Source organism: Corallococcus sp. CA054B (assembly GCF_003611625.1).
Taxonomy (GTDB): domain Bacteria; phylum Myxococcota; class Myxococcia; order Myxococcales; family Myxococcaceae; genus Corallococcus; species Corallococcus coralloides.
In genome coordinates this window covers 1-24,147 of the sequence record NZ_RAVY01000064.1, presented here as the reverse complement: position 1 = coordinate 24,147, position 24,147 = coordinate 1, and the positions used below count along the sequence as shown (strand labels likewise).

Here is a 24,147-nt window from a genome sequence, read left to right as displayed (position 1 = left end):
GGCGCGTGCGCGGCCCATCTTGGCGTGCCTTCCAGTACCCTTCGCCACGGATCCTCGCCATGTCCCAGGAACGCTTCACGACCAGCCGCGAGGTCTATCACCGGATCCGGTGGGACTCGCGGCATGACGCCCGCGAGTTCGTCGTTGGTTACGACGCGCACCGCGGCGCGCTGGAGGAGATGCCCTTCGAGGCGTTCATCCCCGACGGCGAGATTCCGTGGCACCGCGTCTGGTACTTCAAGCGCGGACCCCAGGTGGTGTGGGACCGCAAGGCGCGCATCGACCTGCTGAGCAACACCCGGCCCGTGGAAGAGCCCGCGCCTTCTTCACCCATCACGGTGCCGGGTTTCACGCCCTTGCCCGCATGGCGGTACGACGCGCGCTCGGGAGTGTGGACCCAGGCCTCTCGTGATCCGGGCCACGCGCTTCCCGCCGTGGCGCCGCTCACCGTCGCCACCTTCAACGTCCTCTTCGACCTGTACGACGCGGAGTTGCTGGCGACCGAGCGGAGGACTCCGGCGGCGCTCGCGCTGCTCCGTGAGACCCACGCGGACGTCATCGCTTTGCAGGAAGTCACTCCGTCGTTCCTCAAAGCCCTGCTCGCGGAACCGTGGGTGCGAGAGCACTACTGGCTGTCGGACGGTCCCAGTGCGCAGACGGTGACGCCCTACGGCCAGGTGCTCCTGTCGCGTGCGCCGCTTGCCTCCGTGTGGCAACGCGTCTTCTCCCGCGATAAGCGCATCATCACCGCTGAGCTGCATCTCTCGGGCGGCACGCTGTGGGTGGCCACACCGCACCTGACGAGTGACCGGGACGCTTCTGGCGCCTCCTCGCGCGCCGTCCAGGTCGAGGCACTCCTCGAATGGGCCCGCGTACTCAATTCCACGAGCGATACCGAGGCGCCGGATCTGGTGCTGGCCGGTGACTTCAACTTCGGTGACGGTGCGCCGGAAGCGGAGTCCTTCGCGCGCTCGGGCTTCGTGGATGCGTGGTCCACGCTGAGGCCTTCGGAAGCGGGGGAGACGTTCAACCCCCGGTTGAACAGTCTGGCGGTGCTGACCACCGTCTCGGGCGCGCTCCGGCGGTTGGACCGGGTGCTGGTGGCGTCTCCTTCGGACCGGCTCGCTCCTGAGTCCGTGGAGCTCTTCGGCGAAGCGCCCCTGGCGGGGCCGCCCGGGCCCAACGGACAGACCCTCTTCGCTTCGGATCACTTCGGACTGCGCTGTGTCCTGCGGCGTGAAGCGGTCGCATCGTCTGAGGGTCTCACCGCGCGCTCCTCCACGGCGCTGGTCTACCACACGGCCCTGGTGCTCATCCCTCCTGACGATGTCTGGGGCCCCATCCAGGCCCTGCGCAAGAAGCACGACGCGAAGTTCCAGCGGTGGATGCCTCACATCACGCTGCTGTATCCCTTCGTTCCGGAAGAGGACTTCGAGACGGCGGAAGCCATCCTCGCGGATGCGCTCCAGGGCCTCGAACCCTTCGACGTGACGCTCTCCGCGTTCGGCCACTTCGAGCACCGTGCCAACGCGACAGCGTGGCTCCGCCCCGATGACCAGCCCTCCGGCACACTGCCGACCCTGCACGCGAAGCTCGTGGCGGCCCTTCCCGAATGCGCCTCGTCCGCCCACGGTGGCTTCACGCCCCACCTCTCCGTGGGACAGCTCCCGCTCTCCTCGGACATCGCCCGCACGCTCGGCGAGTGGCAGCGCGCATGGCGGCCGCTCAAGTTCCGCGTGGGCGAGCTCTGCCTCATCCGGAGGAAGGGTGACACGCCCTTCGAGGTCATCCGGCGCATTCCGCTGGCCCAGGCACCCCGCGCAATCCCAGAGCACGAGGATGCTCCGCTGCGTGAGGCGCTGGCCTCCATCGGCGCCGTCGAGTCACGCGAAGGGCACGCCGCCAGGACCGCGGCGGTGGAGCTGCTTCGCCAGCATTGCGAACGGATCGGCGCCTCGCTGCATCCGTATGGCTCCTATCTCCTGGGCACGGATGGCGCGGGCAGTGACGTGGACGCGGTCGCCATCGGACCGGCTGAGCTGTCTCGCGACGCCTTCGCGCAATCGCTCCTCCAGGCGCTGGCACCGGGCTCGGCCCGCTACGTGGCGGACGCTGCCATCCCGCTGGTGAAGCTGACCCTCGGGGGCGTGAGCTTCGACCTGGCCTACGCGGGCCGTCCGGAGGGCGTACCGCCGGAGGATCCCCTCACGCTGCTCGGACTGCACGGCGAGCAGCTCGACCCCGCCGGTCTCCGTGCCGTGTTGGGCCTGGCGGACACGTTGGGCCTGATGGACGCCGTGGCCCGTGACGCCGCACGGACCGAGCGGTTCCGGACCCTGCTGCGCGCGGTGAAGGCCTGGGCCCGGGCCCGGGGCATCTACTCGCACGCGCTGGGCTACCTCGGTGGACTGTCGTGGACGCTGCTCGCGGCCTGGGCCTGCACCCGCGCGACTCCGGACGCCATGCGGTCCGACGCGGCGCTGCTCGCGCACTTCTTCGGCACCTTCGCTGCCTGGCCGTGGCCCCAGCCGGTGACGCTCACCCCCGAAACGGCGCGCTACCGGCCCGAGGGCAAGCGCGACCTCCTGCCCGTCATCGCCCCCTCGCTCCCGGCTCGAAACACCGCGCGCAATGTGTCCCGGTCCACCTACCGCGTCATCCGGGAGGAGCTGCTCCGTGCCCGCGAACTGGTGGCCAGGGCCCGCGCCTCCCGCACGCCTTCCTCCTGGGGAGCGCTCTTCCAGCCCCTGAGCGCCAACGAGACTCCACCGGCCGCGTTGCGCCTGTCCGTCGACGCGCCCACCGCCGAGGACCGGGAGGTCGTCTCGGGGTGGATCCTCGGACATGTCACGGCCCTGGTGTACCGGCTGGAGGGAGACCGGCGTCTCTCCGTGCGTCCGATGCAGTCCGCGCAGGCCGCGGGAGCGCTGCTCATCGGTCTGGACGTGCGCGAGACTCGGGATGCGGCTGCGTTGTCCTGGCATCCGTCCAGTCCGCTGTTCGCGGCCGTGGAGGCGTTCCGCGCGTCCTTCCAGGACTGGACGCACCGCCCATCCGGCGCGGTGCTCCAGGTCGAGTGGGTGCGTGGCAATGACAGCGCACGGAGCGACGCACCCCTTTCGTAAAGCCTTGCGCGTTACTTCTGTCCCGCGAGCCACGAACCCCAGCGCACGATCCGCGTGCCGCCCTCCGGCTCGCGCTTGCCGCCCGCCACCACGCGGTCGGTGCTGTTGGCGAGCGGCTGGAAGCGCCCCTCATACGGCATGCCCGCGAGCCCCGGCGCCCACGGGTCGGCCGCGTAGGTATCGGTGAAGACGCGCTGGGTGCCTTCGACGTCCTCGTTGCTCTGGGCGATGAGGGCGGGCACGTCGTGGCCCTCCGCGCTGTACGTGCCCCGGGTGCCGTTGGCCGCCGCGGCGGGCGGCCATTCCTCCGTGAACAGCACCTCCGAGGGCAGCCCCAGCAGCAGCTCCTCCAGAGGCTCCGGCTCGGCCTGCGAGAAGTCGGAGCAGGGGGCGGCATTGGTGTCGACGGGGCCCTCGGTGCGCAGGAGGTAGCCGCGCTCCGCGGTGAAGCACACGCGCTGTAGGCCGGGCGCGGGACCCACATCCACGTATCGCTCGTAGTACGCGCCCGGGCCCAGGGGCCGCTCCAGCGCGGGCACCGGGGCGCTGGCCTCGGACGAGCCCTCACGGACCTCTTGCAGCTTCAGCTGGTATCCGCCCGGCACGCGGAAGCCGGCGGACACCGTGCTCGCTTCAATCAGGCCACGGGCGAGGTACAGCGGGCCCGGCGCGTTGGCGTACACGCGCGTGCGCAGGGGCCCGTCGAAGGAGCGGTGGTCGCTGACGTAGCGCACGGCCTCCCAGCTGCGGCCCGCGCTGGCGGCGACCTCGGCGGTGGCCGTGCCTCCGTGCGGCACGTCGAGCGGGCGCGACACGTCCGCGCGCACGGGGATGAGCAGGTCCTGCGCCAGCCCCGTCTGCGACAGCGGCCTGCCTCCTTCATCCCTGTAGGCCGCGCGCACCCAGACCCAGGGTTGCTGCACGGCCACCACTTCCAGCGTCAGCTGGCCCTGGATCGTGCGCGCGGTGCCGCCGCCGCGAGGCTCGGGGCCCCGCGTCGCGCTGAAGGAATAGGTGACGCGGTCTCCCACACGTGCGCGCGCCCAGGCTTCGGCGGCCTGCACGGAGGCCGCGTCCTGGGCCCGCGTGTCGGAGGCGGAAGGGCCGCTCGACTTCGTGCTCTCGCAGCCGGGGAGGAACGACAGGGCCGCACCCAACAGCGCGGCAAGGGGGAGGGAAGGGCGCATGATCATGGGGACGGGAAATACCGGGAGTGGATTCAATTCGCAGCTATCGCACGTTCCGTGCGTTTTCCCTGAATAGTGGGAGTAAATACGACCCAGGGGAGGGTGACTGATAGAAAGACACCCCTGTCCGAAAATCAGTGAGTTGCGGGATGGCGAGTAAAAACCATGTCACAACAAGCACTTGAGGCTCAAACCGTTACAAGGTGTTACGCTCACATTCTTGGAAGCTGGAGTGCTGGCGCTCCAAGCAATTCAACAAAAGCCGGTTATTCCCTCTGAAGCGCGGCTGGCCCGGCAGTTGCTCAGTGGCTGGGCAAGCTGTCCGCGGCTGACGGGAAGGTCAGGCGGCAGCGGATCTCCCCCGAACGCAGAGGAACGACGAATGTTCAAGAAGGCGGCAGTCCTCGTGGCGAGCTGTGGTGCGTTTCTGTCCGGCTGCGGTACCGACCTGGAGCAGGAGAACCAGGAGATCGTCTCCAACCTGATCGAGGCCGGTTTCCCCGCGTCCGACATCATGGAGGCCGACGGTCAGGTGTACGTGGGCCGCGACGCGCACGTCACCCTGGAGGCGTCTCGCGAGATGCTCCAGCCCGCGACGAAGGAGACCCAGGAGCAGTACCGCACGACGAACCTCGTCGGCACGAGCATCACGAAGATCTGCGTCAACCCCACGTCCGGGTTCAACAGCTACTCCCGCCTGAGCCAGGGCCTGGACCTGGCCATCCAGAACTACAACCAGCGCGGCCTGAGCTTCACGATGGCGCGTGGCCCCACCACGGGCTGCAGCGCGAACATCACCGCGACCACCATGTCGGGCACCGGCGGCTCCGCGGGCTTCCCGTCGGGCGGCCGTCCCTACGGCACCATCAACATCGGCACCGGCCTGCAGAGCTACAGCGTGGACGTGAACGAGCACGTCATCACGCACGAACTGGGTCACGCGATCGGCTTCCGTCACACGGACTACTACAACCGCAACATCAGCTGCGGCTCGGGCGGCAACGAGGGCACGGCGGGCGTGGGCGCCATCCACATCCCCGGCACGCCGACCACCGCGACGGTGGGTGGCTCCATCATGAACTCCTGCTTCCGCTCGACGGAGACCGGCGAGTTCACCAGCTCCGACATCACGGCGCTGAACTACCTCTACTAAGCGATGGCGTTGCGACCCCTTGAGTCCTTCATGAGTCCGAGGGGGCGCATCCTCGCGGGCACCTTCATCCTCCTGGGCCTCGCGGCCTGTGGAAAGGAGGAGGTGCCCGCGGTTACCCACCCGGTGGTGTGTGAGAGCCCCGCGGCGTCGCGGGTGCGTCCGCCTCCGGAGGTTCGCGGCCAGACGCAGTGTGGCCCGACCGCTGACTTCACTCCCATCAACAGCTACCAGGGCGAGTTCGCGGACGCCGCGCAGACGGCTGAGGACGCGGTCGTCCTGATTGACGGGCGCTGCACCGGAACACTGATTGAAGCGAGCGCGGGGCCCGTGGTGGTGACGGCGGGGCACTGCGTCTCGCTCGGTGACCGGTCGCTCATCGTCTTCAACTTCGAGGACCAGCCGGACGGGGACCCGCTCATCACCGAGGGCACCGTCATCGAGCAATCGCTCGAACCCGACTACGCCCTCATCCAGCTGGACGTGACTCCCGACGTCACCCCGGTCCTGCTGTCGGCCGTTCCCAGCGAGCGGCTGGCCATCATCCAGCATCCCCGGGGCAAGCCCAAGGTCATCGCCGAGGGCGAGTACCTGGATGCCTGCGACTCGCTGGTCTACTACGTGGACCTGGACACCCTGGTCGGAAGCTCCGGCGCGGGCGTGCTCAACCGTCAGGGCCAGCTGGTGGGCGTCCACACCGACGGCGATTGCGACACGACCGGTCGCGGCGCCAACCGGGGTTGGACGATGGAAGCGATTGTCGCGGCGTCTCCGTACCTGGTGGACGCCGACATCGTCGCGCGCTGAAGCCAGACCGAGGGGAGACGACCATGTTCAAGAGAGCAGCAGTGCTCGTGGTGGGCTGTGGTGCGTGGCTGTCCGGCTGCGGGACCGACCTGGGGCGGGAGCACCAGGAGATCCTCTCCAACCTGGTCGAGGCGGGGTTCCAGCCCGGCGACATCCAGGTCGTGGATGAATCCGTCTACGTGGGCGGCGACGCCCAGGTGAGCGTCGAAGCGTCCCGCGAGATGCTCCAGTCCGGTGGGGACAGCGCGGAGCAGTACCGGACGACGAACGTGGTCAACAAGGCGCTCGTGCGGAAGATCTGCATCAACCCCACGTCCACGTTCAGCAGCTACAGCCACCTCACCCAGGGCCTGGACCTGGCCATCCAGAACTACAACGCGCTGGGCCTCTGCTTCACGATGGTGCGGGGGCCGTCCACCGGCTGCAACGCGACCATCGTCGCGGCGACCGCGGCGGGCACGACCTACAGCGCGGGCTACCCCTCGGGGGGCCTGCCCTACGGGACCATCAACATCGGCACGGGGTGGAACACCGCGCCGCTCGACACGGTCGAGCACATCATCACCCACGCGCTGGGGCACACGCTCGGCATGCGCCACTCGGACTACTACTCCCAGGTCATCAGCTGCGGCACGGGCGGCAGCGAGGGCACGGCGGGCGTGGGCGCCATCCTCATCCCCGGCACGCCCTCCACGTCCTCCGTGAACGGGTCCATCTTCAACGCCTGCCTCCCTCCGAACCCGACCGGCGAGTTCACCAGCACGGACATCACCGCGCTGACGTACCTCTACCGCTGCTGAGCCTGGCAGGACGCAGACGCGCGACGACGGCTCAGTCCGCCTGCGTCGCGCGCTTGGGCGCAAGCTGCGCTTCGAGCGTCCGCGACCAGTGGGCCAGCACCTTGCGGCGCCGGGCCGTGTCGTCGTGGAGCAGGCTCGCCAGCGCCAGGCCGCGCAGGAGGTCCAGCGTCGCACGCACGGCGTCGCGGACGTCTCGGTCGCGCTCATCCAATCCCAGCAGCTCGACGGTGAGCCGGTGCACCTCGCGGCCGACCTGCGTCTCCAGCGGCAGCAGGATGGCCTTCAGCTCTTCATCCGCCACGGCCGCCACCCAGAGGTGCGTCGCGGCGGTGAAGAGCGGGCCGGCGTAGACGTCATGGAGCAGGTTCAACAGCGGCTCGACGCGCCGCCGGCTCTCCGGCAGGCCGTTCGCGCGCCGCACCAGCTCTTCGACCTGCTGGCGGAAGACGTGCTCGACGGCCGCCGCGACCAGGGCGGCGCGCGTCGGGAAGTGGTGCTGGCAGGCGCCGCGTGACACTCCCGCGCGCTCCGCGATGGCGCCCATGGTCGCCCCCGCCCAGCCCTTCTCCACCAGGACTTCGATGGCGGCCGTCATCAGCTTCTGCCGCGTCACCCGGCTGCGCTCCTGCTCCTGCCGTGTCGTCCCGCTCGCAGTGCCGCTCATGGCGACACACTGTTGTGGCGGGAAGAAAAAAGCAATCGTGATTGCTTTATTTGGAGGTGGGGGACAGACTCGCCGCTCCCTGGTTCTGGAGGTGCGATGGACGCGCGCTCGCTGCGTATCGGCAATGCATCCGGCTTCTACGGCGACCGCTTCTCCGCGTTCCGGGAGATGCTGGAGGGCGGTCCGCTGGACGTCCTCACCGGCGACTACCTGGCGGAGCTGACCATGCTCATCCTGGGGCGCGACCGGCTGAAGAACCCGGCCAGCGGGTACGCGAAGACGTTCCTGCGCCAGCTGGAGGAGACGCTCGGCCTCGCGGTGGAGCGCAAGGTCCGCATCGTCGCGAACGCCGGTGGCCTCAACCCGGCGGGGCTCGCGAACGACCTGCGCGCGCTCGCCACGAAGCTCGGGCTCACCGTCAACATCGCGCACGTCGAAGGCGATGACCTCGTCGGACGCGCGGACGAGCTGGGCTTCGACCAGCCCCTCACGGCGAACGCGTACCTCGGTGGCTGGGGGATCGCCGCGTGTCTGGAGGCAGGCGCGGACATCGTCGTCACGGGGCGCGTGACGGACGCATCGCTCGTCGTGGGGCCCGCGGCCGCCCACTTCGGCTGGAAGCGCGACGACTGGGACCGCCTCGCGGGCGCCATGGTCGCGGGCCACGTCCTGGAGTGCGGTGCCCAGGCGACCGGCGGCAACTTCGCGCGCTTCGGTGAAATCGACGTGCGCCGGCCCGGCTTCCCGCTCGCGGAGATCTTCGCGGACGGCTCCAGCATCATCACCAAGCATCCGGACACCGGCGGCGCCGTCACCGTCGACACCGTGAAGGCCCAGCTCGTCTATGAGATTGGCGGTGCGCGCTACGCAGGCCCTGATGCGACGGCGCGCTTCGACACCATCGTGGTGGACGCCGACGGGACCGACCGCGTGCGCCTGTCGGGCGTGCGCGGCGAGCCGCCTCCCCCGGACGTGAAGGTGTGCCTGAACCGCCTGGGCGGCTTCCGCGGCGACGCCCAGTTCGTGCTCGTTGGCCTGGACATCGAGGAGAAGGCCGCGCTCGTGCGGGCGCAGCTCGACGCGACGCTCAAGCCCCGGCCCGCCGAGGTCCTCTACACGCTCGCGCGCACCGACCACGCCGACGCTCCGAGCGAGGAGCAGGCGTCCGCGACGCTGCGGGTCACCGTGAAGGACGCCGACCCGAAGGTCGCTGGCCGGTCCTTCAGCGGCGCCGTGGTGGAGCTTGCCCTGTCCAGCTACCCCGGCTTCTTCCTGCCCGCGTTGCCCGGCGACGCTTCGCCCTTTGGCGTCTACACCGCGGCCTATGTGGATGCGCGCAAGGTGCCGCACGTCGCGGTGCTCTCGGATGGGCGGCGCATCGACGTGATGCCGACGGAGGAGACGCGCGGGCTGGAAGCAGTGCCTGCGCCGTCGCTGCCCGCGGCGCTGCCGCCCGGCCCGTGCCGGCGTGTGCCGCTCGGCCAGGTGGCCCTGGCGCGCAGCGGAGACAAGGGCGGGGACGCGAACATCGGCGTCTGGGTCCGCTCCGACGAGGCCTGGAGCTGGCTGGTGCACATGCTCACGGAGGAGCAGCTGCGCACGCTGCTTCCAGAGGCGCGGGAGCTCAAGGTCCAGCGGCACGTGCTGCCGAACCTGCGCGCCCTGAACTTCGTCATCGAGGGGCTGCTCGGCGAGGGCGTCTCGTCGTCCACCCGCTTCGACCAGCAGGCCAAGGCGCTCGGCGAATGGCTGCGCTCGCGCCATGTCGACGTCCCTGAATCGCTTCTGTAGCGCCTCCGCACGCGCCCGAGCCCACCGAGGATGCCCATGCAGCAGACCCAGGAACACCGCGCCATCCGCCAGACCGTCCGCAAGTTCGTGGAGCAGGAGCTGAACCCGCACGTCGAAGCATGGGAAGCCGCGGAGATCTTCCCGGCGCGGGAGGTCTTCAAGAAGCTGGGCGAGCTCGGGCTGCTCGGCATCACCAAGCCCACGGAGTTCGGCGGGCTGGGGCTGGACGCGTCGTTCTCCGTCGCCTTCGCGGAGGAGCTGGGCCACTGCACCTGCGGCGCGCTGCCCATGGCGATTGGCGTCGTGACGGACATGGCGACGCCCGCGCTCGCGCGCTTCGGCAGCGATGCGCTGCGGCGGGAGTTCCTGGCGCCCACGCTCACGGGCGAGCGCGTCTGCTCCATCGCGGTGAGCGAGCCCGGTGCCGGCTCCGACGTGGCGAGCGTGACGACCACGGCGCGCCGTGACGGCGACGACTACGTCATCGACGGCAGCAAGATGTGGATCACCAACGGCATGCAGGCGGACTGGATCTGCCTGCTCGCCAACACGGGTGATGGGCCCGCGCACGCGAACAAGTCGCTCATCATCGTGCCCATGGACCGCCCTGGCATCACGCGGTCGAAGATCCGCAAGCTCGGCATGTGGGCGTCCGACACGGCGCAGCTCTTCTTCGACGGCGTGCGCGTCCCGGCGCGCTTCCGCATCGGCGACGAGGGGCGCGGCTTCGCGATGCAGATGCAGCAGTTCCAGGAGGAGCGGCTGTTCGTGTCGGCGAGCACGCTGGTCACCTTCGACCGGCTCATCGCGCAGACGGCGGAGTACACGCGGCAGCGCAAGGCCTTTGGCCAGTCCATCCTCGACAACCAGAGCGTGCACTTCCGGCTCGCTGAATTGCAGACGGAGGTGGAGGCGCTCCGGGCGCTCATCTACCGGACCGTCGCCATGTACATCGAGAACAAGGACGACCCGGAGGTCGTGAAGCTCGCCTCGATGTGCAAGCTCAAGTCGGGCCGGCTTGCCCGCGAGTTGGTCGATGGCTGCCTCCAGTACTGGGGCGGCATGGGCTTCACCTGGGACAACCCCGTCGCCCGCGCCTACCGGGACCTGCGTCTGGGGTCCATTGGCGGCGGCGCCGACGAGGTGATGCTCGGAATCATCAGCAAGGCCATGGGAACGCTGCCCCGCAAGGCGCGCGGCTGAGGAGCTACACGATGGGATACCGTTCAGTCTTCGCCCCGAATTCCTTCGCGGGCCGCACCATCATCGTCACCGGCGCCGGCAGCGGCATTGGCAGGTGCACCGCGCACGAGCTCGCGTCGCTCGGCGCGCACATCGTCCTCGTGGGCCGCAAGACGGAGAAGCTTGAGAAGGTCGCTGGCGAGCTCTCCGCCGAGGGCCATGCGTCCACGCAGCACGCCGTGGACATCCGGGACGAGGCCGCCGTGCGCGACATGGTCGCCGCCGTCGTCCAGAAACACGGCCGCATCCACGGGCTCGTGAACAACGCGGGCGGGCAGTTTCCGTCGCCGCTGTCGCAGATCTCCAAGAAGGGCTTCGAGGCGGTCGTCTCGACGAACCTCACCGGCGGCTTCCTGGTCGCGCGCGAGGTGTTCACCCAGTCCATGAGCGAGCACGGCGGCGCCATCGTGAACATGCTCGCGGATGCCTGGAACGGCATGCCGGGCATGGGGCACTCGGGCGCGGCGCGCGCCGGCATGTTCAACCTGACGCAGACGGCCGCCGTCGAGTGGGCCGCCTCCGGCGTGCGAGTCAACGCCGTCGCGCCCGGCTGGGTCGCCTCCAGCGGGCTGGACACCTACGAGGACCCGTTCGTCCGCGAGATGATCCCCTTCCTGCGCAAGCAGGTGCCCCTGCACCGGCTGGCCACCGAGGCGGAGGTGAGCGGCGCCATCGTGTTCCTGCTCTCCGACGTGGCGGCGTTCATCACCGGCGAGGTCATCCGCATCGACGGCGGCGCGTCCTGCAACACCAAGGCGTTCCCGCTGTCGGAGCACGACAACTCGAAGCCCTACGACGGGTTCCACCTGGCCAAGGGCCCCGCCATCCTCGACGGCCCGAAGGAGAAGTGACGTGCCCACGCTCGTCTCCCAGGTCGAACCAGCCTCCGCCACCTTCACCACGCAGCGCCAGGAGATGCTCGCCCGCGTCGCGGAGCTGCGCGCCATCGAGCAGAAGTCGCGCGACACCGAGCAGCTGGCCAAGGACAAGTTCAAGCAGCGCGGGCAGCTGCTCCCGCGTGAGCGGCTGGCGCTGCTGCTCGACCGGGGCTCTCCCTTCCTGGAGCTCTCCACGCTCTGCGGCTACAAGCACCACGACGACACCGATGGCTCGCTGGCCGGTGGGAACACCATCATCGGCATCGGCTTCGTGTCCGGCGTGCGCTGCCTGGTGTTCGTGAGCAACTCCGCCGTGAAGGGCGGCACCGCGACGCCCTGGGGTGTCCAGAAGGCGCTGCGTGCGCAGGAGATTGCCCTGCAGAACCGGCTGCCCGTGGTGTCACTGGTGGAGAGCGGCGGGGCGAACCTGCTCTACCAGCAGGAGATCTTCATCCCGGGCGGGGAGACCTTCTACAACCAGGCGAAGCTGTCCGCGGCCGGCATCCCCCAGGTCACCGTCGTCCACGGTTCGAGCACCGCGGGCGGTGCGTACATCCCGGGCCTGTCCGACCACGTCGTCATGGTGCGCGGCAAGGCGAAGGTGTTCCTCGCGGGCCCGCCGCTGCTGCTCGCGGCCACGGGCGAGGTCGCCACGGATGAAGACCTCGGCGGCGCGGAGATGCACACCACCGTGGCCGGCACCTCGGACCACCTCGCGGAGGACGACGCCGACGGCATCCGCATCGCGCGGGAGATCGTCGCGTCGCTCGGGTGGAATGACGCCCTGCCGGCGTCCACGCGTCCCGCCTTCGAGCCGCCCCGCTACGCCGTGGAGGAGCTGTGCGGCGTGGTGCCCATGGACCACCGCAAGCCCTACGACTGCCGCGAGGTGATTGCCCGGCTCGTGGATGGCTCGGACTTCTCGCCCTTCAAGGACGACTACGACGCGCTCACCGTCTGTGGCTGGGCGCGCATCGAGGGCAGGGCGGTGGGCCTCATTGGCAACAACGGGCCCATCACCGCGAAGGGCGCGACGAAGGCGGGACAGTTCATCCAGCTCTGCTGCCAGGCGCGCACGCCCATCATCTACCTGCAAAACACCACGGGCTACATGGTGGGCACGCAGTCGGAGCAGGGCGGCATCGTGAAGCACGGCGCGAAGATGCTCCAGGCCGTGGCCAACGCGACCGTGCCGCAGATGACCCTCCTGTTGGGCGGTGCCTTCGGCGCGGGCAACTACGGTATGTGCGGCCGCGCGTTCCACCCGCGCTTCATCTTCGCCTGGCCCAACGCGCGCACGGCCGTGATGGGCGGTGAGCAGGCGGCGAAGGTGCTCACCATCGTCGCCACGGAGAAGGCACGGCGCGCGGGGCTGCCGCCCGACCAGGAGTTCCTGGACGGGATGGCGAAGCCGCTCATCGAGCAGTTCGACCGCGAGTCGGATGCCTTCCAATGCAGCGCGCGGCTGTTCGACGACGGCGTCATCGACCCCCGGGACACGCGGCGGGTGCTCGGGTTCATCCTGGCCACGTGCGACGAGGCTTCGCGCCGCACGCTGTCGCCCAACTCCTTCGGCGTCGCCCGGCTGTAGCGAGAGGAATCATGAAACGCATCCACAAGGTGCTGGTGGCGAACCGGGGTGAGATTGCCGTGCGCGTGCTGCGCACGTGCCGCCGACTCGGGCTGCGCACGGTCGCGGTCTTCTCCGACGCGGACAGGGATGCCCCGCACGTGCGGCTCGCGGACGAGGCCATGCACCTGGGGCCGCCGCCCGCGAGGGAGTCCTATCTCTCCATCGAGCGGGTCCTCGCCGCGGCGAAGGCGTCCGGCGCGGATGCCATCCATCCCGGGTACGGCTTCCTGTCGGAGAACGAGGACTTCGCGCGCGCGTGCGCGGAGGCCGGCTTCGTGTTCGTCGGGCCGCCCGCGGAAGCCATCGAGCTGATGGGGAACAAGCGGCAGGCGAAGCTGCGCATGCAGGCCGCGGACGTGCCCTGCATCCCCGGCTATGAGGCGGCACGCCCTGGCGAGTCCCTGGAGGACGAGGCCCTGGTCCGCGAGGGCCAGCGCGTCGGGTTCCCCATCATGGTGAAGGCGGCGGCGGGCGGTGGCGGGCGCGGCATGCGGCTGGTCCGCGAGCCGGGCGCGCTGCTCGACGCCATCCGTTCGGCGCGCTCGGAGGCGACGAACGCCTTTGGCAGCGGCGAGCTCATCCTGGAGCGCGCCATCGAAGGTGCGCGTCACGTGGAGGTGCAGGTCTTCGCGGACGAGCATGGGAACGCCGTGCACCTGGGCGAGCGCGACTGTTCCGTGCAGCGCCGGCACCAGAAGGTGATTGAAGAGAGCCCGTCCCCAGCCGTCACGCCCGAGCTGCGTGAGCGCATGGGGTCCGTGGCGGTGCAGGCCATCCGTGCCATCGGGTATCGCGGCGCGGGGACCATCGAGTTCCTCCTGGCGCCGAACGGCGACTTCTTCTTCATGGAGATGAACACGCGCCTGCAGGTGGAGCATCCGGTGACGGAGCTCATCACCGGACTCGACCTGGTCGAATGGCAGCTGCGCGTCGCCGACGGTGAGCCGCTCCCGCTGACGCAGCCGGAGGTCACCTGGCGCGGGCACGCCATCGAGGCGCGCCTGTGCGCGGAGGACCCGGCCAGGGGCTTCCTCCCGCAGACGGGCCGGCTCCTCGCATGGGAGCCGCCGGCGGGGGAGGGCGTCCGCGTGGACCATGGCGTGCGTGAAGGCCAGGACATCACGCCGTTCTATGACTCCATGCAGGCCAAGCTCATCGCGTACGGACCGGACCGCGAGACGGCGCGTGAGCGGCTGGCCGCGGCGCTGCGCGAGCTGACGGTGTTCGGCGTCACGACGAACAGCGCGTTCATCCAGCATGTCCTCGGGCACGAGGCGTTCCGCTCCGGCCGGTACGACACGGGCTTCGTTGGCGCGCACACGCCGCCAGAGACGCTGCAGGTGCTCGGGAAGGCCTCCCTGGAGGACCAGGCCATCCTGGCTGCCTTGCTCTTCCACGACGACGCGCAGGCGCTGGCCCGGAAGGGTGGCTTCGACGCGACGCTCACGGGCTGGAGCAGCTCCTACGCCCTGCCGGTGCCGGTCAGCCTGCATGACGGTGCTTCCGAGTTCCGCGCCTCGGTGCGCCCCGTCGCAGCGGAGGCCTATGAGGTCCACGTCGGCGACAGCTCGTTCGCGCTCTCCCTGCGCGGCCTCGGCCCCGAGCGCGCGGAGGTGGAGGTGGCGGGGCGCCGCCGCGCGGTCCGCTACCGCCGTGCGGGTGGCACGCTGTGGTGCTCGCTGGACGGCATCACGCGGCAGCTGCGCGACGTGTCCTTCCGGCTGCCCTCCGAACGCGAGCGCGCCAGCGACGGCCGCCTGCGCGCGCCCATGGATGGCCGCATCATCCGGGTGAGCACCGAGGTCGGCGCGACCGTGAAGAAGGGCGACGTGCTGGTGGTACTCGAAGCGATGAAGATGGAGTCGTCCCTCATCGCGCCCACGGATGGCGTGGTCACGGCGGTGAACGTCACGGTCGGGGCGCAGGTGCCGGCACGACATGTCGTCGCGGTCGTCTCTCCCGCAGCGAAGGAGGCAGCATGAGTGAAGCACCGCTCGTCCGGTACGAAGTCTCTCGTGGCGTCGCGACCCTGACGCTTGATTCGCCGCGCAACCGCAATGCGCTGTCGCGTGCGCTCGTCACGCAGCTGCTGGAGCGGCTGAACGCCGTGGGCGCCGACCCGGGGGTTCGCGCGGTCGTCCTCGCGGCCACCGGTCCGGCGTTCTGCGCGGGGGCGGACCTCTCGGAGATGGCGGACGGGGGCGCCGCGAAGGCGCCGGGTGTGCTGCTGGACGTGCTGCGCACCCTCGTGACGCTGCCGCAGCCTGTCGTGGCGAAGGTCGCCGGGCAGGTGAGGGCGGGCGGCATCGGCATTGTCGGTGCGTGCGACGTGGCGGTCGTCGCGGAGTCCGTGAAGTTCGCCTTCACCGAGGCGCGCATCGGCGTGACGCCCGCGGTCATCTCCCTCACCACGCTGCCGCACCTGACCAGCCGGGCGGCGAGCCGCTACTTCCTCACCGGTGAGGCCTTCGACGCGGCCGAAGCCGCGCGCATCGGGCTCATCACCTCCGCCGTGCCGGACGCGTCCCTGGAGGGCGCCGTCGAGCAGATCCTGGAGACGTTCCGCGTGTCGTCTCCGCAGGGCCTGCGCGAGACCAAGCAGCTGGTGGCCGCCGGCCTGCGCGCGCGCATCGAGTCCGGGGGCGCCGAGATGGTCGCGCTCTCCGGCCGGCTGTTCGCCTCCGAAGAGGCCCAGGAGGGGATGCTCGCCTTCCTGGAACGCCGGCCTCCCGCGTGGGCCGCGCCGAAATAGGCTGCGGGGGCACCCGGTTCGACCCGACGCCCGAACGGGCGGAATGGAGCACACGATGTCTGTAGGCCTGGCACCTCAGTCCCCGCGCATCAGCCGCGTCTCTCTGGGAGACATCGTCCACCGGTCGGCGTTGCGCTGGCCGGAGCGGACGGCGCTCGTCGACGGGGACCTCGAGTTCTCGTACGCGGAGCTCGACCGGCGCTCGAACGCCTTCGCGCACTACCTGCTCGCCCAGGGCCTGCCCCTGGGCGCGCGCATCGCGATGCTCTGCGGGAACTCGGCGCAGATGCTCACGGCGTTCGTGGGCATCTACAAGTCGGGGTTCGTCTGGGTGCCCATCAACACCGGCCTCTCCGTGGAGGCCGTCCGGTACATCCTCGAGCACGCCGAGGCGACGCACGCCGTCGTCGACGCCGAGCTCCTCGCGAAGCCCGGGCTGCGGGAGATGCTCGACGCGCTGGGCACCCGCATCATCGTCTGCGTGCCGGAAGGGCAGGCGGCGCCGGGCGGGGGCATGGTCGCGTTCCTGGACACGCTGAAGGGGCAGCACGGCACGCTGCCGGAGGTGGGCATCCAGAGCGGCCAGCTCGCGCAGATCATGTACACCAGCGGCACCACCGGCCAGCAGAAGGGCGTCATGCATTCGCATGCGTCGGTGCACGCGGCGCTGAGCGGGAACCTGTTCGAGCTGGGCATGCGCTCGTCGGACTCCACCCTCTGCGTGCTCCCGATGTTCCACTGCGCGCAGCACGCCATCGTGATGACGTTCCTGCTGGCCGGGGCGACCGTCGTCGTGCGGCGGGCCTTCGACCCGGGCGCGATGCTCGCGACCATCGAGCAGCGCGGCATCACGTTCCTCCTGGGCCTGCCGGTGATGTACGGCGCGATGCTGGCGCACCCGGCGCGTCCGGCCACGAAGCTGTCCAGCCTGCGCCTGTGCCTCTACGTGATGGCGCCCATGGCGCGCACGATGCTCGTGGAGCTCATCGAGCACTTCTGTCCGGGCGGCTTCGCGCTCGCGTCAGGGCAGACGGAGATGTACCCGGCGACGACCATGTTCAAGCCGGAGCAGCAGCTCAAGCGGTTCGGATCGTATTGGGGCGACTCGGTCGTGACGAACGAGACGGCCATCATGGATGACGAGGGCCGGCTGCTCGGGCGCGGCGAGGTGGGGGAGATCGTCCACCGCGGGCCGAACGTGATGCTCGGCTACTACAAGGACCCGGAGGCGACCGCGCGGGCGAGCGCCTTCGGCTGGCACCACACGGGCGACCTGGGCATGTTCGACGCCGATGGCCAGCTGCTCTTCGTGGACCGCAAGAAGGATATGATCAAGACGGGCGGAGAGAACGTCCCGTCCATCAAGGTCGAAGAGGTCCTCCTGCGTCACCCCGCGGTGCTCCAGGTCGCGGTGGTGGGCCTGCCGCACTCGCGCTGGACGGAGGCGGTGACAGGCTTCGTCGTGCTCAAGCCCGGTGCCGTCGCGACGGAGGCGGAGATCAATACCCATTGCCGCCAGCACCTGGGAGGTTTCGAGGTGCCCAAGGCCATCGTCCTGCTCCCGGCCATGCCGCAGACCAGCACGGGCAAGGCCCAGAAGTTCGTGCTCCGTCAGCAGTACGCTCGGCACTACGATGCGGGACGTGACGACCCCAATCCCTCCTGAGTCCGCCCCGCCGAAGAAGACCATCCTGCCTGGCGTCGCGCTGGGCTTCACCATCGCAGGCCTGTGCATCATCTGTCTGTGGCCGGTAGGGCTCGTGCTGGCCATCCTGGCGATGGTGAAGACAGGCAAGCCGGAGCATGCCGGGCGCAGGGGGCTCGCCATCGCGGCCCTCTGCGTGGCGGGGTTGGGGCTACTCACCATCGGCATCCAGGCCGCCATCGCCATCCCCAACTTCATCAAGTTCCAGTCGCGCGCGAAGCAGGCGGAGTGCAGGAGCAACCTGAAGGCGGTCTTCACCGCGGCGAGGGTGAGCCTGGCGGATGATCAGCCCCTGGTCAGCTTCGAGGAGATGGGCATCGAGCCGGGACCGCGCAATCGCTATGCCTATGTGCTGCGGATGCCGGAGGACGTCATCCCCGTGGGAGCGGCCTTCCCCGCGATCGAACCGGAGGCCATCCAGGCGGCCCTGGATCAGGCGGGAGTGAAGCCCGGCGTGGAGGGGACCTGTCCCGACTGCGTCGTCACCGCCGCGTGCGTGGGCAACGTGGACAACGATGACACGCTGGACGTGTGGAGCATCTCCACCGTCGACCGCACGGCGGCCAATGGCGAAACCATTCCCCTCGGAGCGCCGTACAACCACGTGAACGACGTCCGGCAATAGGAGTCCGGAGTAGGGTCCTGGGTTCCCTCCTTCCCCAGGCATCCATGGTCCTCCGGCGATTCCTATCCCTCGTCGCGCTCGCCACGTCTTCGCTCGTGGCGAACGCAGCCCACGCGAACACCGTCTATGGCTTCTGGCAGGGCTCGGGAGGACAGAGCCCCTCCAGCCCGGGAAACCGGGTTTTCCTGCTGGATTCACAGACGTCCAGCCAGCCGGTGACGTTCACGCTGACGTCGTCGGCGGATGCCTGGCTGTACCTGCTGGATGCGAACGGCAACATCCTCGCGCAGGACAACAACGGCGGTGGCGGCACGAACTCGCGCCTGGTCGTCACGCTGGTCCCGGGCAGCTACCAGCTGGTCGCGGCGACCGCGCTGTCAGGGCAGAGCGCCGAGTTCACCCTGTCGGCGGACTCCGGGGTGCTGCGCCATCCCAAGGCCCTGGAGGTCCGGCCCACCAGCCGCTTCACCTGGGTCTACGACGATCACGGCACCGGCGCGACGAACGACATCTCCGTCTGGCGGCCGGACCTCTCCCAGACACCGGGCTTCTTCTCGCTGGGCGACGTGGCCATGCCGAACCGGGGGCAGCCGCCCGCGACGACGTTCGTCGTTCGCGGGGAGGGCGACTTGCTCGCGCGTCCGTCCAACTACAACTGGACTTGGGACGACTCCGGCTCCGGTGGAACGCACGACGTCTCCTTCTGGGAGCCGGTCGCGCCCGCGGGCTACACCTGCCTGGGCCACGTCGCGGTGCTGGGCTATTCAAAACCTTCCACGGACCTCATCCGCTGCGTGCGGAGTGAATACGTGCTGCCCGCCAATCCCGCCTGGGTGTGGGACGACAGGGGCTCCGGCGCGGATGACGACATTGGCGTGTGGCAGGCGGTGGCGCGCGACCACCGGGGCCTGCCCGCCTCCACCTTCGTCTCACGCCCCAGCCACGGCGACACGGGCGGCAACCGCTACTGGGTCCTCAACAAGAGCGCCACGTCCAACGCGGAGCTGCGGGGCCTGCCCGTGGACGCGCAGACGGTGGCGACGTTCGCGCCGCGTGTGTGGCTGCATCCGGACGAGGCTTATTTCCCGTCCTCCACACAGTTCCACCTGGCCAACGTCCACGAGGAGAACGGCCACCTGGTGACGAACCAGGCGCTGGGCTGTGACTCCTGCACGGATCCGCAGTTCCTGGACGGCCAGCGCCCCAACCAGACACCGGTGCCTGTCTACGCGCAGGTCATCCCGCGAACCCAGGGCGGTCTGCCGACGAACGTCACGGACGTGCTGTATTGGAACTTCTACCCCTACAACAATGGCAAGCGCGTGTGCATTGGCTGGTATTCGCCCTGGGGCTGCGTGGGCGGCTACTCCACCTTCGGCAACCACGTGGGGGACTGGGAGCACCTCACCGTGCGCTTCATCGACGGGCGCCCCGCGCAGGTCTACCTGAGCCAGCACGCGAACGGGCAGACCTTCACGTTCGGCGACAAGGCCGTGTTCCTCACCGGCTGGCATCCGGAGGTGTTCTCCGCCAATGGCTCGCATGGTCTCTATCCGGACGCCGCGCGGCACATCTACGAGACCATCTTCAACGGCGACTTCCTGGCGGACGACACCGGCGCCGGGCTCGCGTGGGACACCTGGAACAACGTGGTGGTCATTCCCTGGCAGCCGGCGGGGACGTACACGGGGTCGCTCGCCTGGATGAACCTCACGGCGTACTGGGGCAACCCCGAGTCCGGCTGCGACAACCCGACCGGCTACTGCGTGAACAGCGGTGGTCCCTCGCCGCTGCGGAATCGGTCGGTGTATCAGCCCGAGTACATGACCCTGGAGTAGTCCTAGGGGCTGTCCCTGATCTCCGGCCCGAAAATCAACCTGGTGGATCAAACACGGGCGTTGGACCCGGCCTTGAGGGGCACCAGGAGGTTGCCAGCCAGCGTCAGGCATGATCAACGCTGGCTGTGCGCCGACATGAACTGAGCGATGCCGAGTGGAGCCGCATCAAGCCCTTGCTGGGCTCGCGTAGCGGCCCACCCTCGAAGCGAGGGGACCGCGACTTCATCAACGCCGTCATCTGGCGCGTGAAGACTGGGGTGCAATGGCGGGACCTTCCGGAGCGATTCGGCCACTGGAAGACCGTCTACAACCGCTTCCACCGCTGGGCGCAAGTCGGGCGCTGGGAAGCCATCTTCAAGGCCCTGCGACTTCCGGTGGATGAGCTCGGCTCGCTGGCAGACGCTTCCGTCGTCCGGGCGCATCAGGACGCCTCGGGCGGAAAAGGGGGGTCCGAAGAAATGCTCTGGGGCGTTCTCGAGGAGGTTTTTCAACGAAAGTTCACGCCGTCACAACGGCGGGCGGTAAGCCGCTCCACCTCGAAATAACGCCCGGCCAGCAACATGAGTCCACGATGGCCGAGGAGTTGTTGGTGCACGCCGAGGGCAAGGCCTTCATCGCGGACACCGGTTACGACGCAGAGCGCATTCGCGCCAACGCCCTGAAGGTGGGAATGACGCCTGTCATTCATCCCCATCCCAGCAGGAAGCAACCGCCTGCGCTGGACCGCACCCTCTATCGGTTGCGCTACCGGGTGGAGTGCTTCTTCCACGACCTCAAGCGCTTTCGGGCTGCGGCCACCCGCTACGACAAGACGGCGAAGAGCTACCTCGCCGTCCTGCACGTTGCTTCCATGCTTCTTTGGCTGCGGTAATCAGGGACAGCCCCTAGCTGTTGCCCAGGAGGCCGAAGGGCTTCCACTCCAGGATCTTCAGGTCGAACCCCGTCTGGCGCTTTCCGGCGATCCAATCCTCCAGGGCGCTCAGCGCGGAGGCCTCGTCATCGAAGTCCTGGCGCTCGTCGTCGCGGGTGACCAGCGTGGTGCCGTCCACGATGGCCGACGTGTACTCCGCCTTGGGGCCTCCGTAGTTCGCGAGCTCGCGTTCGAGCGGACCCCGGCCGGGAACCACGGTCGTGACCCGCAGGAAGTCTCCTTCGTAGCGGGCCTCCAGCCGCCGCATCTCCTGTACGGCGGCGTCGGAGGTCTCGAAGGCGAAGCGGAACGTGCGCATCGACCCGTTGTTGTAGCCCGCGTGCAACTGCACGACGGCGCCGAAGCGCTCAATCTCCAGGAAGAGATCGCCCCGCCTGCGCCAGAAGGTGACGCGCTCGGAGGCCCGCTGCTTCACGTCGAGCGCCGGGGGTGTCCCCTGTCCGAGGAACTCCTTCCCGTCGAAGATGTGCAGGGGCAGGCTCCCCGGGCGCAGCAGCCACACCTCGCCTGTCTTGCGCTGGGCGTAGACGACGTCACTCGCGCGCGCGTTCTTCGACGCCTGGGCCGCGATGCCTTCGATGTCCAGGCCTTCGAGCTCCTCGGCGGTGGGCTCATCCGGCTCGCGGACCTGCCGGGGCTGGAGCGTGTCCGTGAAGATGGGCTCGCCCTTCTGGATGCGATTGAACAGGACGTCGTGGTGGATCTCCCCCAGGTCGAGGTTCCACAGCTCCGGGCGCAGGAAGGTGGACGCGAGCGAGGCGGCGTCCTCGCCGGAGCGGCCGTTCTCCAACTGGTGCTCGGCGTGGACCTCGCCGTAGCAGGTGACGTCGTGGTCGTTCTCGTCGAGGAAGCGCGTGGTGAGGTCGCCCGCCACGACGAGGCTGTCGTCGTTGTAGATGCCCTGGATGACGTCCCGGACCACGAGGTCGCCGAGCACCAGGAAGTTCCCTGACGTCTGGAGCCCCCACGCAGTACAACGGCCCACGACCACGACCGTCGAATCCGGTCCACAGTCCTCCAGCACGCCCGCCACCTCCAGGTCCCCGAGGACGACCAGGGGTGCGGTGACCCGCAGTGAGCCGGCAACCCGCGCGTTGCCCGTGATGACCCGGGCCTCGGAGACGGTCCCTTCGAGCACCGCGTCCTCGGGCGTCAGCAGCTCGCGCATCACCAGGGCCGCGAAGCCGATGGGAGACAAGGGACCGGGACACAGCGCCTCCGCGAGCTGGGCCGGCTCCATCCGCGTGTCGCGAAACGCGCCCGCGAGGCCCGAGACCGAAGGCTCACCGTGATGGGAGAGTGCTTCGAGGACGGCGCCTTCGAGCCGGGCGCGCACGGCCTCCGCGCGCGGGAGGAACTCGTTCTGGGAGAGGCTCATGGGCGCGCATGCTACCGGCCGCACGCCGAGCGAGCAGTTGTTTCGATGAAACCTCGCGACAGGGCGTGACGGTGCACGGCCTTCGCTGTTTTCATGCAGGGCCCCGGCCCTTTGTAACGGGGCGAGGCCCCCGTTCCGGGCCTGCGCGGTGTCTCTTCGAGGTGGGTTGATGCGCGAGGAGTATGTGTTCTTGGTGGGGAGCTGGGCCCTGGTCTTCCTCGGCGGCTGCGCGCTCGTCGTGCGCCTGATCCACCAGTCATGGAGGAAGAAGCAGGTCCGCGAACACGGGCTGCCGGGCGAGGCCACGGTGCTGGAGTGCAGGGCCACGCGGATGTACATCAACCGCAGCCAGGTCTTCGACTTCCTGCTGGAGGTGCGGTTGCCCGGTCAGACGCCGTATCAGGTGTCGTTGAGCAGCCGGATGCACGACTGGAACGTGCGGGTGATGGACGTGGGGCTGCGGCTCAACGTCAAGGTCGACCCGAAGGACCCACAATGCGTCGTCGTCCTGGGGCCGGTCGTCGCGCAGGACCTGGGCCGGTTCCTCCGCCAGGGCATGGACGCCATGGCGACGGGCCAGGCGGCGCACGCAGACCCCGTGAAGGCCCTGTCGGACCTCCAGCGGATGGCCGACGCGGGCCTCGTCTCGGAGGACGAGTACGCGCGGAAGAGGGCGGAGATCCTCGACCGGCTCTGAAACGGCCGGGCCCACGACGGAGGCCCGGCCGCGGTTCAGCCGCTGCGGCCTACTGGCAGATGGTGATGTCCGAACACACGCACTGCCCACCGCCCATGCCGCCACACTGGCGGAAGCACGAGCAGTCTTCGTTCATGCAGATATTGGAGCAGAGGCCAATGGCCTCGGAGTTGGTGGGCATCAGCGCCCCGACGGCGCCACCGGCCACGACGCCCAGCATGAACACGAACTTCGCGATTCCCTTGCGCATGTACGACCTCCCGGGTTGAACGGCCCGTCCATTCTAGAGCCGAGTCCTCGATTGGACGAGGCTCGGCACCGAGGGCCAGGAGCCGGTGCCTGCGCCCCTTCGATGAAGCCTTCCCGTCTCATCCGAGGTGTGCCTTCCCGACCTCGAACCCAGCCCCGAGGTCAGTGGCTCCCGAGAGGCTGTTTCTCGACCTTCAACCCGGTCCGGTTCGGGAGGTGCATGCAATGAAGGCATTCAAGGCGGTGCTGCTGGGGACGCTCGTGTCCGCGCTGCTCGTTGGCGCGGGGTGCAAGACCACGAAGAGCGAGGGGACGGAGGGGAGCGGCACTGGCGGCTCCGGAACGATGAATCCAGGAGTCGGAGGCAGGACGAACGTCGGCGAAAGCTCCAATGGAACGGAGGGGGCCGACACCAGCTCTGGCGACGTTGGTGGATCAGGGACAGGGACGAACCCGGGGACGGGCGGTTCCAGCACGGGCGGCACAGGCGGTTCCAGCACGGGCGGCACAGGCGGTTCCAGCACGGGCGGCAGCGGCATGGGCGGCGGTTCCACCACCGGCGGTACCTCTAAGCCAGGGGAAGTAAGTCCTGTCAGGGGGTAGCGCGAGGCGCAAGCAGACTGAGCCGTCCTGAGCGCCGCAAGCGGTGCAGCAGTCGGACGGCTTCCGGATAGAACGCCTCGCGCTGCTCGGTC

Annotated in this window: 18 protein-coding genes and 1 pseudogene; 15 read left to right on the top strand and 4 right to left on the bottom strand. The window is 69.3% G+C overall.

Going from position 1 to position 24,147, the window contains the following annotated elements:
* Positions 1-59 precede the first annotated feature (59 nt).
* Positions 60-3,125, top strand: coding sequence for a poly(A) polymerase (locus D7V80_RS17655; protein ID WP_120589279.1), 3,066 nt, complete (start codon positions 60-62; stop codon positions 3,123-3,125).
* Positions 3,126-3,136: 11 nt separating this feature from the next.
* Here D7V80_RS17655 and D7V80_RS17650 read toward each other — a convergent pair whose 3' ends face one another.
* A complete protein-coding gene (locus D7V80_RS17650; RefSeq protein WP_304987802.1) occupies positions 3,137-4,312 on the bottom strand; it encodes a DUF6068 family protein in 1,176 nt (391 codons plus the stop codon).
* Positions 4,313-4,694: 382 nt separating this feature from the next.
* Here D7V80_RS17650 and D7V80_RS17645 point away from each other — a divergent pair, with 382 nt between their 5' ends.
* From D7V80_RS17645 to D7V80_RS17635, 3 genes are read left to right on the top strand one after another with little or no spacing between them, the layout of a single operon-like run.
* On the top strand, positions 4,695-5,465 hold the full coding sequence (locus D7V80_RS17645; protein ID WP_120589277.1) for a zinc-dependent metalloprotease: 771 nt from the start codon (positions 4,695-4,697) through the stop codon (positions 5,463-5,465).
* 3 nt (positions 5,466-5,468) lie between these two features.
* Positions 5,469-6,269: a serine protease gene (locus D7V80_RS17640; protein WP_120589276.1), complete on the top strand. Its 801-nt coding sequence runs from the start codon at positions 5,469-5,471 to the stop codon at positions 6,267-6,269.
* A 23-nt stretch (positions 6,270-6,292) separates the two neighbouring features.
* The gene (locus tag D7V80_RS17635) at positions 6,293-7,069 is read left to right on the top strand and encodes a zinc-dependent metalloprotease (protein WP_120589275.1); all 777 of its coding nucleotides are present in this window, start codon (positions 6,293-6,295) and stop codon (positions 7,067-7,069) included.
* A gap of 31 nt (positions 7,070-7,100) precedes the next feature.
* On the opposite strand, the gene D7V80_RS17630 is transcribed toward D7V80_RS17635, so the two are convergent.
* Positions 7,101-7,733 carry a TetR/AcrR family transcriptional regulator gene (locus D7V80_RS17630; protein WP_120589274.1) on the bottom strand — a complete coding sequence of 211 codons (633 nt, stop codon included), beginning with the start codon at positions 7,731-7,733 and terminating at the stop codon, positions 7,101-7,103.
* A 96-nt stretch (positions 7,734-7,829) separates the two neighbouring features.
* Here D7V80_RS17630 and D7V80_RS17625 point away from each other — a divergent pair, with 96 nt between their 5' ends.
* From D7V80_RS17625 to D7V80_RS43945, 10 genes and pseudogenes are all read left to right on the top strand, one after another.
* A complete protein-coding gene (locus tag D7V80_RS17625; RefSeq protein WP_120589273.1) occupies positions 7,830-9,524 on the top strand; it encodes an acyclic terpene utilization AtuA family protein in 1,695 nt (564 codons plus the stop codon).
* Between the two features lie 36 nt (positions 9,525-9,560).
* Positions 9,561-10,727, top strand: coding sequence for an acyl-CoA dehydrogenase family protein (locus D7V80_RS17620; RefSeq protein WP_120589272.1), 1,167 nt, complete (start codon positions 9,561-9,563; stop codon positions 10,725-10,727).
* A gap of 11 nt (positions 10,728-10,738) precedes the next feature.
* Positions 10,739-11,617, top strand: a complete 879-nt coding sequence (locus D7V80_RS17615; RefSeq protein ID WP_120589271.1) for an SDR family oxidoreductase — start codon at positions 10,739-10,741, stop codon at positions 11,615-11,617.
* A 1-nt stretch (position 11,618) separates the two neighbouring features.
* Positions 11,619-13,235 carry an acyl-CoA carboxylase subunit beta gene (locus D7V80_RS17610; RefSeq protein WP_120589270.1) on the top strand — a complete coding sequence of 539 codons (1,617 nt, stop codon included), beginning with the start codon at positions 11,619-11,621 and terminating at the stop codon, positions 13,233-13,235.
* 11 nt (positions 13,236-13,246) lie between these two features.
* On the top strand, positions 13,247-15,259 hold the full coding sequence (locus tag D7V80_RS17605; RefSeq protein WP_120589269.1) for an acetyl-CoA carboxylase biotin carboxylase subunit: 2,013 nt from the start codon (positions 13,247-13,249) through the stop codon (positions 15,257-15,259).
* Positions 15,256-16,029 (top strand): enoyl-CoA hydratase family protein, encoded by a 774-nt coding sequence (locus D7V80_RS17600; RefSeq protein WP_120589268.1) that lies wholly within the window; start codon positions 15,256-15,258, stop codon positions 16,027-16,029. The genes D7V80_RS17605 and D7V80_RS17600 overlap by 4 nt, the downstream gene beginning before the upstream one ends.
* Before the next feature lie 55 nt (positions 16,030-16,084).
* Positions 16,085-17,695, top strand: coding sequence for an AMP-binding protein (locus D7V80_RS17595; protein ID WP_120589267.1), 1,611 nt, complete (start codon positions 16,085-16,087; stop codon positions 17,693-17,695).
* The gene (locus D7V80_RS17590) at positions 17,664-18,359 is read left to right on the top strand and encodes a pilin (RefSeq protein WP_120589266.1); all 696 of its coding nucleotides are present in this window, start codon (positions 17,664-17,666) and stop codon (positions 18,357-18,359) included. Before D7V80_RS17595 ends, D7V80_RS17590 begins: the two co-directional genes overlap by 32 nt.
* A gap of 44 nt (positions 18,360-18,403) precedes the next feature.
* Positions 18,404-20,197 (top strand): Vps62-related protein, encoded by a 1,794-nt coding sequence (locus tag D7V80_RS17585; RefSeq protein ID WP_199738714.1) that lies wholly within the window; start codon positions 18,404-18,406, stop codon positions 20,195-20,197.
* A gap of 125 nt (positions 20,198-20,322) precedes the next feature.
* Positions 20,323-21,068: pseudogene (locus tag D7V80_RS43945) on the top strand (IS5 family transposase).
* A gap of 13 nt (positions 21,069-21,081) precedes the next feature.
* Here the strand turns inward: D7V80_RS43945 and D7V80_RS17570 are convergent.
* Positions 21,082-22,506 carry a hypothetical protein gene (locus D7V80_RS17570; protein ID WP_120589265.1) on the bottom strand — a complete coding sequence of 475 codons (1,425 nt, stop codon included), beginning with the start codon at positions 22,504-22,506 and terminating at the stop codon, positions 21,082-21,084.
* Positions 22,507-22,675: 169 nt separating this feature from the next.
* On the opposite strand from D7V80_RS17570, the gene D7V80_RS17565 reads away from it, so the two are divergent.
* Positions 22,676-23,203 carry an SHOCT domain-containing protein gene (locus D7V80_RS17565; RefSeq protein ID WP_120589264.1) on the top strand — a complete coding sequence of 176 codons (528 nt, stop codon included), beginning with the start codon at positions 22,676-22,678 and terminating at the stop codon, positions 23,201-23,203.
* A 49-nt stretch (positions 23,204-23,252) separates the two neighbouring features.
* On the opposite strand, the gene D7V80_RS17560 is transcribed toward D7V80_RS17565, so the two are convergent.
* Positions 23,253-23,453, bottom strand: coding sequence for a hypothetical protein (locus D7V80_RS17560; RefSeq protein WP_120589263.1), 201 nt, complete (start codon positions 23,451-23,453; stop codon positions 23,253-23,255).
* Positions 23,454-24,147 lie beyond the last annotated feature (694 nt).